Origin of the sequence: Pontibacter toksunensis (genome assembly GCF_042686245.1) — a bacterium.
Taxonomy (GTDB): domain Bacteria; phylum Bacteroidota; class Bacteroidia; order Cytophagales; family Hymenobacteraceae; genus Pontibacter; species Pontibacter toksunensis.
In genome coordinates this window covers 26433-40099 of record NZ_JBHUOX010000001.1, presented here as the reverse complement: position 1 = coordinate 40099, position 13667 = coordinate 26433, and the positions used below count along the sequence as shown (strand labels likewise).

The 13667-nt window shown below is 45.7% G+C and carries 10 protein-coding genes; 3 read left to right on the top strand and 7 right to left on the bottom strand.

The annotated features are described in order from the left end of the window. Nucleotides 1-57: 57 nt before the first annotated feature. Nucleotides 58-441 carry a hypothetical protein gene (locus ACFS7Z_RS00145; protein ID WP_377479030.1) on the bottom strand — a complete coding sequence of 128 codons (384 nt, stop codon included), beginning with the start codon at nucleotides 439-441 and terminating at the stop codon, nucleotides 58-60. 164 nt (nucleotides 442-605) lie between these two features. Here ACFS7Z_RS00145 and ACFS7Z_RS00140 point away from each other — a divergent pair, with 164 nt between their 5' ends. Continuing rightward, a complete protein-coding gene (locus ACFS7Z_RS00140; protein ID WP_377479027.1) occupies nucleotides 606-1160 on the top strand; it encodes a hypothetical protein in 555 nt (184 codons plus the stop codon). Nucleotides 1161-1448: 288 nt separating this feature from the next. Here ACFS7Z_RS00140 and ACFS7Z_RS00135 read toward each other — a convergent pair whose 3' ends face one another. The 5 genes from ACFS7Z_RS00135 to ACFS7Z_RS00115 form a co-directional block, all read right to left on the bottom strand. Further along, nucleotides 1449-1886, bottom strand: a complete 438-nt coding sequence (locus ACFS7Z_RS00135) for a DoxX family protein (RefSeq protein ID WP_377479025.1) — start codon at nucleotides 1884-1886, stop codon at nucleotides 1449-1451. A gap of 51 nt (nucleotides 1887-1937) precedes the next feature. Continuing rightward, nucleotides 1938-4352 carry a TonB-dependent receptor domain-containing protein gene (locus ACFS7Z_RS00130; protein ID WP_377479022.1) on the bottom strand — a complete coding sequence of 805 codons (2415 nt, stop codon included), beginning with the start codon at nucleotides 4350-4352 and terminating at the stop codon, nucleotides 1938-1940. Nucleotides 4353-4454: 102 nt separating this feature from the next. Further along, complete coding sequence (locus ACFS7Z_RS00125; protein WP_377479019.1) at nucleotides 4455-5759, bottom strand: sensor histidine kinase; 1305 nt, start codon at nucleotides 5757-5759, stop codon at nucleotides 4455-4457. Beyond that, a complete protein-coding gene (locus ACFS7Z_RS00120) occupies nucleotides 5756-6436 on the bottom strand; it encodes a response regulator transcription factor (protein ID WP_377479016.1) in 681 nt (226 codons plus the stop codon). The genes ACFS7Z_RS00125 and ACFS7Z_RS00120 overlap by 4 nt, the downstream gene beginning before the upstream one ends. A gap of 1230 nt (nucleotides 6437-7666) precedes the next feature. Further along, a complete protein-coding gene (locus ACFS7Z_RS00115; RefSeq protein ID WP_377479013.1) occupies nucleotides 7667-8698 on the bottom strand; it encodes a spore photoproduct lyase family protein in 1032 nt (343 codons plus the stop codon). 206 nt (nucleotides 8699-8904) lie between these two features. On the opposite strand from ACFS7Z_RS00115, the gene ACFS7Z_RS00110 reads away from it, so the two are divergent. Both ACFS7Z_RS00110 and ACFS7Z_RS00105 read left to right on the top strand, forming a co-directional pair. Continuing rightward, a complete protein-coding gene (locus ACFS7Z_RS00110) occupies nucleotides 8905-9990 on the top strand; it encodes a spore photoproduct lyase family protein (protein WP_377479010.1) in 1086 nt (361 codons plus the stop codon). A gap of 506 nt (nucleotides 9991-10496) precedes the next feature. Then, nucleotides 10497-11705: an alpha/beta hydrolase family protein gene (locus ACFS7Z_RS00105; protein ID WP_377479007.1), complete on the top strand. Its 1209-nt coding sequence runs from the start codon at nucleotides 10497-10499 to the stop codon at nucleotides 11703-11705. A gap of 474 nt (nucleotides 11706-12179) precedes the next feature. On the opposite strand, the gene ACFS7Z_RS00100 is transcribed toward ACFS7Z_RS00105, so the two are convergent. Next, nucleotides 12180-12941, bottom strand: coding sequence for a DUF481 domain-containing protein (locus ACFS7Z_RS00100; protein ID WP_377479005.1), 762 nt, complete (start codon nucleotides 12939-12941; stop codon nucleotides 12180-12182). Between the last annotated feature and the right edge of the window lie 726 nt (nucleotides 12942-13667).

Here is a 13667-nt window from a genome sequence, read left to right as displayed (position 1 = left end):
TTAGCTGTTGCTGCCTCCCTTAGTTCTAAACCTTCATAGTGCTGTTAAACTTCTTCTCTACTCACTTACCTGAGGCTGCAGCTCGGCTTCCTTCTCCGCGCTTTCCCACACGCGCTCCAGCTCCTTCACAGTGTCAGTGATTTTGATGTACTTCTTGAAGGTCTGGTAGTTGGTGTAGCCGGAGACCTTCTTCACCACCTCGGCCCGCATGCCACCCTCCAAGGATATAGTGATGAACGTTCTACGGGCCGCGTGCATGGTCAGGTATTCATATTGAGGGCGTGTATCCACCAGCCGCTCACCCCCCCTGCGGGTGGTCATGCTCGTCAGCTCGTCCAGGCCCACCAGCTCCCCAAGCTCCTTGATGTAGTCATTGGTCTTCTGGTTTGACAGCACCGGCAGGCTTCTTCTATAAAGTGTAGGAAGCAAGTATTCTAGCAAAATTGCTTCTATTGAAGAAGCAAGATAAGTAGACGAAAAAAGTAAAATAGCTGCTAAAAGGATTAATTCCACCACAGGAATGAAGCAGCCCATCTTCGCACATAGTGCAGATTAGCGATATTCACGTATATCCGGTAGTTGGATATCATTGAAATCAGAAAATTATGAAGTACTTCAGTATAATTGCAATGATAGTATTGTACTTTCTTAACTCAGTAAATGCACAGGACAATATTCAAAAGAATAAGATCTATAGAACATGGATTACTTTCAATAATAAGCCGCTCCAAACTGAGGGTGTTTTATATGAAATTAAAGATTCTTCAATATTAGTTTCGAGCTCTGTAGCAATTAAGGATTATTCTACAGATAGAGTTGAAACTTTGAAATTTAATATTAATGAAATAGAGACAATCAAAATCAGAAGAAAAAACAGTGTTGGAAGGGGAATATTGACTGGGGCAATTACAGGATTTGCTGTCGGAGGTTTGATAGGTTTAATATCTGGAGATGATCCACCTTGCCCTCAAGGTACTTGGTTTTGTTTTCGTTTAACTGCTGGTGAAAAAGCTCTAATCACAGGCATTCCGTTTTCAATTGGTGGAGCTGGTATTGGGGCACTTGTTGGTTCAGTCAAAGTAAATATTCCAATTAATGGAAGTATAGATAATTATAATAAAAACAAAAATGAATTACTGAAATATTCTATCAAACAATGAAGAAAAGAATATAAGACCTAACATTTTCTTAAGTAACGGCAGGAAAATTAGTAAATATTAAGGTTTGCAGCCCGTTCAAACTGTGTAGCGGTTTAAGAGGAAACTACCACACAATCTGCCACTACTCATACACTTTACCGTTAGCTTGCTCTACAGTCGTTCCTGGTGAACATGATTTGTTTTATTGGAAATAACTACAGTCGTTGAACTCCTCATAAGTTTATTCTTAGCAATACAGGATTAATCTAGTTGATAAAAGAAACTGATGAAATCATTAAGATCTTCCAATTACACTGAAGCCGTAGCTTTAACGGTACTGTGTTTACGAAGCATATGATCAACAGAGTACTTGCCGCTACCCAGGAGTAGCAGCACACTATAAACAATCAGATATAGTAGTATCAAATCTTTTTCGGTAATGGGATCATCGGCATGCGCAATGAAAGCAGCTACCAGCATCGTGATAATGAGAGGGATGGTGGCTAAACGGGTTCCAAGGCCTATGAAGATTAGCAGAGAGCAAGCAAATTCAGCGAAAGCAGCCAAAACCAGGGAAGGACCACTGCCTATTCCTATTGGATCACCGAAAGTGAAATCCCCGGATAGTAATTTTTCCAGTTTCGGAATGCCATGGAAGAGCATGGTGCAGGCAACTACTACCCGAAGCAGCAGCAGGGCCAGGTGGACCTTTGAGGGATTTATACTGGTAGCAAATAGTGACTTCATGTTCAAATTAACAATTTAAGAAATGAATTAAAAACTGGTTTTAAATATATCTTAGTTGTCCGGCTCATTTTCCTCCATGTCTTCACGGCCGCGCACTTCCTTTTTGCTGCGGTTCAACCGGTAGTTAAAGGTAAGCAGGACCTGTCGGGCACTCCACTGGAAAGTGGAAGTGGCGTAATATCCTTCCTCTTCAATGATAACTCTCCTTTTTCGGGTATTTAACAGGTCCTGTACGCTTAAGGTGAGGGTGCCCTTGTCTTTCAGCACATCTTTGGACAGTCCCAGGTCTATGGCATACATCGCCAGTTCCCGGCCCTGGGGAATCTGCCTGGGACCGCGGTAATTCAGCCCAGCCTGAAAATTCAACTGCCTGAAGAAGGTCATCTTCGAGGTAACCCTGCTCGTCCAGGTGTAAGTGTCGCTTTCCAAAAGCCTGTCCTGATGAAAGCCTTCGGTTATGGCCCTGTAAAAGTTGAAGTTGGCATTCAGGTTCCACCAACTCTGCAAAGTGCTTGATAGGTTGAACTCCAGCCCATAGGCATTCTCGGTGGCCAGATTGACCGGGTAAATGCGGCTGAACCCAACCGAATCCACGATGGTGATCCGCTGAATGACCCCGGTCCGATAACGGTAGTAAGCGCTTGAAAGCAGGGAGCCGCTTTCCCAGTTCAGCAGATACCCCCCTTCCATCGAGTGGGTGTATTCCGGATTCAGGTCCGGATTTCCTGTCATCAGTGATCTGGCATTGCTATAGCCCGAAAACGGCAGTAACTCCCTGAAACCTGGACGGCTGAGCCGGTAGCTATAACTGAGTTGCAGCGACTGGAGCTTGTTGAGCTCATAGGAAAGGTGCGCGCTCGGAAACAAGTTAAAGTACCTGCGCCGGTTTACCTGGCTTACTTCCGGCAGCTCCGTGGTAATGTCGGAGAATTCTCCCCGCAGGCCTGCCTGCAGGGAAAACTTTTCGAACTGGCTTCCGCCCATCAAATAAGCTGCGTGTATGTTTTCGCGGTATATCAGGTTGTTGTCAAAGGCAGACAGCACCGTCCATCCCTCATCTCCTTCCTGCTGCTCTACCAGAAAGTCATTTTGCAACACGCGTGCTGTTGATTTGACCCCTGCTTCCCATTTTCCTCTTTCCCCAAAAGGATGCACGTAGTCAGCCTGGAATAACAGGTTCCGCTCATCTTCGGTGTTAGACGAGCGCTGCCTTAGAGTTCTTGTTCCGGCAGGGTCGCCTTCCCGGAAGGTGGAGAGTTCATCTTCATCGCTCTCTATCCACTTAAAGTCAGCCGTGAAGGCGCGGCCTTCCTGCTGGAACTCCCTCCGGAAACTGAGCGCCGCCTCCGTATTGTTCTCGGGCTCCCTTTCCCGTTCATCCCGAAGCGTTGTCCCAACCAGGTCACCATAACGGTCAAAATCCTCGTATCGAAACTGAGAAGTATTTCGCCCATCAGACCTACGGTAAAGGATAGAGCCCGTCAGGATAGTTTTCTCGTTCAGGTAATAATCCATACCCACCCGAAGATTATGAGAGAGCCCTCCCCTGTTTCGCCGGCTTGTTTCAGTGTAGGAAAAAATCGTGTCGCTCCTGTTGAAAGCCTGAAAGGAAGAACCGGAACCTGGCCTTGACCGGTAGTTGATGCCATAGCTGGAAAAAAGGTTCATCTTCTTTTTCCGGTAGTTGATATCAAACGAGCCCCCGTAGTTGGCAGGGTGACCCATTGTAGCGGTAAAAGAGCCCGTGATGCCGTCGTTTTTTTCCTTTTTCAGGATAATATTTATAATCCCCACCTCGCCCTCGGCATCGTAGCGGGAAGAAGGATTGGTGATTACCTCAATCTTTTCTATTAAGTTACCCTGAAGCTGACGCAGTGCATCGGGACTGCTGATGCCCGTCAGCCCCGATGGTCGCCCGTCTACCAGAATGCGGACATTCTGACTTCCTCTCAGGCTGACATTCCCTTCTACATCTACTGACACGGAAGGCACATTGTCTAATATTTCCGCAGCGTTTCCGCCAATGTTGCTCAGGTCTGTGCCTACATTGAAAACCCTTTTGTCCAGTTGAAGCTCCATCTGGCTCTTCTCTCCCTGTACCACCACCTCTCCCAGCAGCGTGGTGCCGGGCTTCAGTCGCAGGGTGCCCAACAGCAAATGCTGATTCACCACTTTCACATCAGGAATGATTTTTTCCTGGTAAGAGATCATAGTGATTTTCAGAAAATACTCCCCAGGTTTAGCCGCCAAGTCAAATCTTCCTGCCTCATCTGAGTTGGTGCCACGCACAAGGCTAGAGTCTGATTCCTGAAAGAGGATAATGTTCCCAAAAGGGATGGGCTTGTTTTGCTCATCGAGCAAAGAGCCTCTGATAGAAAAAGTATTCTCCGCAGTTGTTTGTGCCAGAAGCCAGCCAGGGAACATTAACAGCAAAAGAAGGGAACCACATATTGATCTGAGCTTCATAATTCCTTTTATTTAAAGTCCGCCACTTATCTTTAGTCAAATAAAGCAAGAGACTTTATAGCAATTTTGAAGTTTCAAGACTTACTCTTCAACAGGCTGTTTTTAAACTGCAGCTTCGGACATCTTCCGGGAAGGAGGAATGAAAAGCAATTCCAGCATATGCCACCCTTCCTGGTACTGGTAACTCGCCTCAAAGCCGTTCAGATCACATATCTGCTTTACAATAGCAAGGCCAAGCCCTATCGAATCAGCACTTTGGTTGTCTTTTTTAAAGCGGTGAAATAATTCTTCTGGTTGTAACTGAGGCGACTTCCCTGTGTTTTGAACAAGAAGCCTTGCAGACGTTAAAGTGACCTTTACCCTGCCGTCCTGGTTATTATGGCGAATGGCATTGCTGATCAGGTTATGAAGCAGAATGTCTGCCAATGCAGCGTTTAGTCTTACTTCTACCTCTTCCTCTATTTCGGTCTCTAAATCGATTGCTTTCATTTGGAAGAGCTCCTGATAGGAACGCAAGGCATGTTGCAGGAGCGTACTGAGGTTTATCAGACTGGTGGACTTGTACTCCTGATTCTCCATCCGGGTGAGCAAGGTAAGGGCCTGATTGGTTTTAGAGAGCCTCTCCACCGCCTCATGCGCTGCCAGTATAAGGCTGGCCTGCCTGTCGCTGATTTCCGTTTCCATCAATAACTCGAGCTTTCCCCGAATGACGGCCAGGGGTGTCTGCAGTTCATGCGAAGCGTTTTCGGTAAACTCTTTTAATGAGCGGTAGTCGGCCACTGCTTTCCGGGACATTTTCTCCAGAAACTGATTCAGCAGTTTAAATTCTCTTGTTCGGGTCGAGCCAAACCGAAGCGGGCTTTGTTTTGCCAAGGAAAAAGACCTGACTGCCTGCAGGGTCTGGTTGAACGGAGAAAGTATTCTCCAGGACAGAAACCGGCTCAGCAGCCCGACCAGAACCAGGAGGAGAATAAAAGTCCAGCCCAGGGACTGAACAACTCCGTCCGCTATTTCATCCTGCTCGGGCACTAAATTGGAGGCGGTGATTTGATAGTGCCTGTTGTTGATTTTATACGAAGCCACTGCCCTTAACTCCCGCTCATCATGCTGGTGCGGAGGAAACCAGGCCACCGTGTCCTTGACATGCAGGGGAATCTCCCGGGCTGCCGGGTCCAGTTCTTCAATGTTTACCTGATACCCATCCAGCTGTTCTATTTCAGTACCTTCCTGCAGGTTCCTGGCCAACAACTCGACCGTGTCCTGGAGCCGTCGGGCATCTTCCCGGATGATCTCCCTTTGCACAACGTGGAAGACAATGACACCGCCAGCCAACAGTACCAGCGCAGTTACGAGAAGAAACCAAAGGGTTAACTGATCGATTAGCTTTAGCTTGGCTAGCTTCATCATTGGCTTGTGTCAAATTTATACCCCAATCCGTACACGGTGCCTATGTAATCTTTGCCACCAGATGAGGTGATTTTCTTGCGCAGGTTCTTCACATGCTGGTACACAAAGTCAAAGTTGTCCAGGTTATCGGTGTAGTCGCCCCACAAGTGCTCGGCAATAGCCTGGCGGCTCAGCACCCTGTTTTTGCTGGTCAGAAAGTAAAGCAGCAGGTCAAACTCTTTCCGGGTCAGGTCCAGGAGCGTGTTGTTTATTTTTGCTTCCATGGTGTCGGCGTTTACGCTGATCTCGTGGAAGATGATGGTGTTGTCTGCCCGGAGGAATTTGCGCCGGTAAATAGCTTTCAAACGGGAATGTAGTTCCGGAAGATGGAAAGGTTTAGTGATATAGTCATCCGCCCCCAGGTCTAGTCCCTGAACTTTGTCATCCAAGGCGTTTTTAGCTGATATAATTAAGACGCTGCTTTCATTTTTTTCGGACCTGATCTGCCTGAGCAAGTTCAACCCGTTCCCGTCTGGCAGCATAATGTCCAGTACAATGCAATCGTAAGAATAGGACACCAGTTTATCCTCTGCTTCTTCAAAAGAGAAACAGAGTTCACATAGGTATCCCTCCCGGAGCAGAAAATCCCTGATGTTCTGAGCAAGCTCTTTGTTATCCTCAATGATTAGTACTTTCATAGTATCATCAATTTATGCTTCTTTTTTGAGGAAATTTTGAAGTAAGGTGCAGGTGGTGTCAAAAATTCCAGAATACACATGCCTACCCTCTTGATGGCTTGATTTGTTTTCCTGTTACTTTAAGCCCATTAGCAAACACTAGCAAGTGTGTTGCCTTCTCACCTGGTATATTTGATTGGTACCTGTGGGTTTGCTGACAACAGATGATATGATAGACTGGCAATTGATTGCTGTTGTAGAAGAGGGTGCTTGTTGCTCCTCTCCCACCTGCAGAAAGCTATTCACCTCCAATAAATCTTAGTGGATATGGTTCGATAATTCAATCCTTTGGTCTACTACAGCAAAAAAGTCGCTCCAAATTAAATGGAGCGGCTTTATTTATTCAATAAGTATCACTTTGGCGTATCTTAGTTAAAAGCAGAAGAATACATGATTACTGCTTGGTAATAGAATGGAGGATATGAAGCTAAAACATCAATCTTGTCTAGATTAAGAAAACTTCTATATCAAAGCGAGGAACTGCATCATGTTCTGAAAAAAAGAAGAAAGGCTTAATATTCGATTTTGGACATCGAATCAATTTTCATCGTCTTTTCCAGGTGAATCGCGCTTCGCTTTTTTTGAAGCAGATTTAAGGGACTCCTGATGTTCTTTCCTTTCCTTGAATTCTTTTTGGCGCTGTTTCTTTTGTTGGTCTCTAGATCTGGTGCTCATTGTCTATACTGATATACCTGTAACTAATCTTTGAACCTCATTAAGCCCTAGCCATTTTAATATAAGTTACGCATAGTTATAGATGAATTCTCTTTAATCTTGCAGAAAAAGTTTTCTCTGTTAAGGTATAGACATTCTCTTTACTTCACCATATCAGTCTCTGAAAAGCCAGCAGCACAAAGTAAATGTGGTTCAATTTTGCCTGCCTGAACAGAAATAACCAACCATTCCAGTCGTGTCAGGTTCTGTGAAGGGCTTGTCAGGCACTGAGTCATTGTCCAACAGAAGCCCTCCCTCCTACTTCAATCTCCCTTTGACCGCTTCAAAGAGGTCTTTTACTGTGAAACTGTTAAGTTTTTCTCTTCCTGAGACACCTCCAGTACCTCACTGGCTTTCACGCAGCTAACCTGGCGAAGCTCACTCAATAAATAGGCTTTTTTAGGCACATTACATGGCTTTTTATTTCATCCTACGTCATAGAAGTAGCTTGCGTAATCACCACCTGTTACCTGAGCCTTAGAAGATGTAGCGAATTTCACACCATGGTATAACCTCCTGTTGCAACTTCCTGAATTCACTGATCCACTGCGCCTTTAGCTGGTACTGGTAGCGCACGTTGATGCCGCCGAACTGGCTTTGCTTTGTTTCCTGTACCAAAGGCGTCCAGATAAGCTCTTCCGCCTTCGGGTTAATTGACAGGTTGTGCTCGTGCTGCCACTGGTTATGGGTCAGGAAGATCACTTCGCAGCTCATCTGTTTCTTTAGCTTCGGGTGCACCACCTGGTTCAGCTGCTCAAACAGTTCCCTGTAATCCTCCAGCCATCCTTCATATACAATAACCGGAGAGAAATTGACGTGCACGTCATACCCTGCCAGGTAAAAGTCATTTATGGCAGCGAGCCGCTTCTCCAGGCTATCCGTTCGCACATCTACCAGCTTGCTAACCCGATTTGGCAGAAGGCTATACCGGATGCGGGTTTTGCCCTGTGGATCATAAGTCAGCATCTCCTGGTTCACAAATTTAGTAGCAAAAGTGGCGAAGGCTTTTGGGTGCTGCCTGAAAAAAGAGATAGTTGCCTGCACGCTATTCGACAGCGAAGCATCAACAGATACATCAGAGTTACAGCCAATGTCATAGGTATAGAAACGGGCGTGCGTCTGGTTCGGCAATTTTGGCCAGGGCTGCTTCTGAACATGCTTGTCTACTGCTGCCAGTATTTCCTCTGTATTAGTAAATAAAGTAATTGGGTTGACAGGCTTGTTGCGGTCTACATAGCAATAGGCGCAGGCGCCCAGGCAGCCATTGGCAAGGCTGGGCGAAATAAAGTCTGAGGAACGGCCACTTTCCCTGCACGTCATCGTTTTCAACCGCCCAAGCACCAGCACGTTTGACTTTACCTGATAGTGATTTCCATCGAGATCGGGCAGGCGATTGTGCTGTTTGATTTCCTGATGAAGTGCATCCGGATAAGTGAGCAAGACATTTTTCCCACGCTCATTCAAAGCATCGGGAGTATAAAAAACAGTGGAGGGGTTGAGTTTGTGCATATATATCTACAACAGCTAACCAGCTTATTATGTTCATGATTCAGAATGCAAAATCCTTTATTTTTTAATATTTTGTTAGTTTAAATATTCTGTTTCTATTGAATGAAGCAGATGGTGTTTTTGTTGATAATAAAGCTACCTGTTGGGGAATTTGATAGGATAAAGTAGCACTAACACAAACTATCACACCTAAAAATTTTTATATAATGGAAGAAGAAGTTCAGGAGATAAAAAACACGAAGCCCAAGGGCCTTTCCTCTAAGTTATGGATGCCGAAGCAGGTGCTCATCACACCGGCTGCGATGGAGGAGCCATGGGGAAGGCAGATCTACGACCGTGTAAAAAGCCTGGGGCTACCCGTACAGGAGTTGAAGCATAACAGAATAACAGGACTGCGTGGAGCAGACGAGCGGGAAACGTACCGGAATGCAAAGAGCACACTTGCAATTGTAACAGCACCGGCGAGTGCACTTAAATTGCAGCCTATTCCGCCCTCCGCTGACTGGCAGTTCCACCTGGCAGAAGGTTGCCCCGCACATTGCCAGTACTGTTACCTGGCAGGTAGTCTGCAAGGGCCTCCGGTTATCAGAGCCTTTGCTAATTTACCAGCTATTTTAGAGAACCTGCTGCATTACGGGAAGGCAAATGAGATAACCACTTTTGAAGCGAGCTGCTATACGGATCCGCTGGGTATAGACCACCTGACAGGAAGCCTGGCAGAAACGATTCGCTTTTTTGGCGAGCAGAAGAATATGAACCTGCGTTGGGTCTCTAAGTTTAGCCAGGTAGACGAGCTTCTCTCTCTTCCGCACAACAACAATACACAGCCGAGGATAAGTATCAACACAGACTTTATTGCCAGAAGAATGGAAGGAGGCGCAGCTTCTATTGCGGCACGCCTGGCTGCCGTCCGGAAGCTGGCATTACCCAAAGCAGAAGGTGGCGGCGGTTATAAAACAGGACTAGTGATTGCGCCCATTATGCCCGTTCCGGATTGGGAAGAGCAGTATACAGACTTGCTGGACAGGCTGGAGCAGGCGCTCGATTTCCCTTGCGATATAACCTTTGAACTGATAAGCCACCGGTTTACCCCTGGTTCCAAAGCCATTTTGCAGGAGTGGTACCCAAACACCAGCATAGATTTTGATGAAACCAACCGCTCACTCAAGTTCAATAAGTTTGGTGGAAAAAAGTATGTATATCCGCCCTTGACGATGAACCTGCTGCGCAGCTTTTTCCAGAGTGAGCTTAAAAGGCGATTTCCTAATGCTCCTGTCTTATACTGGACATAGAAAATTGATTTAAAGCCGATTTGGGTTCAACTACTTCCCTGCTACCGGCAAATGTTATTTAAAAGAGAGTAGTAGATGCCATCTTCTTATATAGTCCTTAAACTTATATAGTCCTTAAAGCTCCCTGGCATTAACCGGGGAGTTTTTACTCCGTTGCCCTCCTGCTAGTGTAAAGTCATGGTATTGTTAGCTTCTTTCCTGCAGAGTAGTAACATCTCATCTCACTGCGCTTAGTATGTAAAAGCATTTCCCAGGATTTCCGTTTTGCGTGTTTTAGCGCCTGATTTTAAGGAAATTCTGCTGCTGACGCTTCGGCGCTTGTTTTCCTACCTTCTATCCCTGGCGCAGGTCGTTCTCCACACCTGCTTCCTCACCATTAACACCTGCTTCTTCCACCATCACTAAAAACAGAATGAACAGCCGTCATTTTCACAACAACGGCTGTATACTAAATTGGAATTATTTATCAGGATTCCAATTCACCAACACTCAAAATTGATTGAGCTATGAAACTTATACATAAAACCGGCAGCTTATACCTCCTGCTAACAATGTTCATGTTGTGGGGCTGTAATTTGATCTCTGACGATAATCCTCAACCAGCAGAAAATGAATACTTTGTCTCGGCCACCACTATTGGTACTTACCCCAAAGAAGCCTTACAGGCCTTTGCACTTGCTAAAGAGGAATTCAGAGACTTTGTTCCTTTCGTGGAGCATGATGTGGCCTTTTACAAGATAGTGTATAATACAACCTATAAAGGAGAGGAAATAGAAGCATCTGGTTTACTGGCTGTACCCCAGAACACCGGTTCTGTACCTGGAATTGTGAGTGCACAGCATGGCACTATGTTCAAACAAAGTGATGCTCCTTCCAATTTTCCCGTTTCCTTTTCCGGCTTCGAGCTATTTGGTGCAGCAGGCTATATAGCTGTTATTCCTGATCTCATTGGCTATGGTGTTTCGTCAGATATTTTTCACCCTTATTACGATGAGGAGCACTCGGCAATGGCTGTTGTAGACATGCTGAAGGCAGTAAAATATTACCTGCAGCAGGAAAACATTGAAAGCAACGGCAACCTGTTTCTGGTAGGTTACTCTGAAGGTGGGTATGTTACCCTGGCAGCGCAGAAGGAAATAGAAAACAACCCAGCGCATGAATTGGAATTAACTGCAGTGGCTGCCGGTGCCGGAGGCTATGACCTGGAGGGGATGCTGGATGTTATAGCCACCACCCCTTCCTATGCTGATCCGGCTTTTCTTCCGTTCATAGTTCAATCGTACAACATCACTTACGACTGGAACCGCCCTTTAACAGACTTTTTCCAGGAGCCTTACGCGTCTATTATCCCCGAACTCTTCGATGGTACAAAAGAACGGGAGGAAATTAACAGCCAGTTGCCCAATGCACCTGATTCTCTTTTTACTCCTGCCTTCTACGCCGCCTTGCAAAGCCCTGCGGATGAGACGGAAATAAAGGAGGCTCTGGCCTCTAACAGCCTCCTCGACTGGGTTCCCGAATCACCTACCCGCCTATACCATGGCACTGCTGACGAGGCCGTCTTTTATGAAACCACCGTAACCACATTCAATAAATTCATAGATGAGGGGGCTACGAACGTAGAGTTTATCACCATACCAGATGGTATGCATAGAACCAGCATAACGCCCATGATGTTCGATGTCCTGCCATGGTTTAAGTCGTTTCAGCCTTAAGGACCTTTGACTATAGAAAATAAGCTTACCTCTTTTGCAAGCATTGTACAGTTGCCTTGAAAGTGCTGAGAAACTTTAATTTCTCTTGAGATGCTTTGATACCAAACCACATAAATATTCTTCCACAAATAAATCTTTTCTCTTCGTCGGCACGAAGTGAATGAGTTTACAGACTTTGGGTTGAGCGCTTAGGGGGTAGGGTCCCTACCCCAGCATGGAGAGCACAGTGCAATAGCTATAGAACGGTAAATCCTTTACCGCTGGATGAACTACTGCTACGGCAGCTTAGACAGAAAAAATATCAACAATCCTAAAGACTACTCTTTATCCAATGTGGTTTAAGCCCGACCTAACTATTAGATTGTGCCCGCTATTAAGCACTGCAGGCCGGTTAGCAATTTATTTTATCCTCCATTAGAACTCTAGAGGCATTTTCAGCTCAGATCCCCAAAGGGTTGCTTCTAGAGTAGAGGCCTATTGCAGCGTACCAAGTGAAACACCGAACGTGAGATAGGTGTCATTGTTTTCGCGTGTGGCTTCTACTTCACTCTCATAGGTATTCGAGAAGGTGGTGCGTATAGCCACCCATTTGTTCAGTGGCATCTCTACAGACAGCAGTGTGTTCCAGCGCAGGTTAGAAATGTCAGTTAAAGACGGCTGTACAAAAGTAAGGTGATTAAATTTGAGTCTTTCCCCCAGGAATACATGGCTGCCTTTCACACGGAAAGAATTACGCTGGGTAACGATGGTGGGCCGCTCTACAAAGTTAGTAGACTCGTGAATGATGGCATTTGTCAGCGTCAGGCTGTTTCGCTCCGTCTGCAGTACACGATAGCCGATGCCCGCCCCCACCAGCTGCCTTAAATCAATGCCCCGCAAGTTGCTTACCTCTACGGTGCCAAGGCCAAACACATACGTCTTTCTTTTCTTGAATACATCAATAAACAAGTCAACGTATGTGTCGCGTTCCGCTACTATACCATTCTGCTTACCATAGGTAAAACGTGGATTTGTGGCAATGGAAATAACGGGCCCTCCCAGTGTCACTTCTGCACGCAGCACCATAAGACTGCGGCTGATGTTACCGCGGGTAAAATTCCCGTCACCAAAGAACCGGTAGTTTAAAGTATCAAGCAGCAGAAACTGAGTTTTGGATGTGGTATCAGGGCTGTTCTGGAGAAGCGAATCGGGCTGGCCTGGAACACTGGCTACCGGTTGCTGCGCAAAAACTGGCATGTTAGCGAACAAGAAATAGGCAAGTAGTATATGAAAACAGAGGCAGCTAGTCTTTCCCATCCCTCAAAATTAAAGCAAAATATTAAGCGAAAGAAGGGGAAACGGTGATTTAAGGGAAACAAGTCAATGAAAATGCTGATGAGAACTCTGATTCTATGTTGAAGGCAATAGTACGGGACGAAGGAACTGGAATTTCGTAAAGCGTAATGAATCAGATATTTCCCTCGCCCGGCTCGTAGCCTGGATGCGGCTCAGGATAGAGTTGAAAGCGCCATTGTATCCCGGCAGGCCATACATGCCTGCCGGGATAGTGAAGGAAGCATGCTACAGCGCCCGGACCCCGTTGGGGTGCATATTGAAGGCACTGTTGGTAAAAGATTTCATAGTTTTATTTTGTTGTCGCGTATCGAAATGGTCGCTGAACAATATTGTTGCTGCACTTACGATGCGTTAATATTAGCCAACATCAGGTGGACCATCAACTATAAGTGATAAAGTGCCTGATAGATGTGACGAAATGAGAGAAGATGCTGCATTAGAAAAGCATGTGACCAAAAGAAGCTTTGAAGACAAGATTAAAGCTCGTTTACCAGTAAAACAACTAGAGCAGAAGGTGAGCTGCTCTTATCTTATTCCTTAAAAAACTAGATGGTTTAGGAGACATATTCATTGTCTTATTGCCTTCTTTCTCTTAGGCAAAAGGCAGAATAGGGTTAGTTGAAGGTA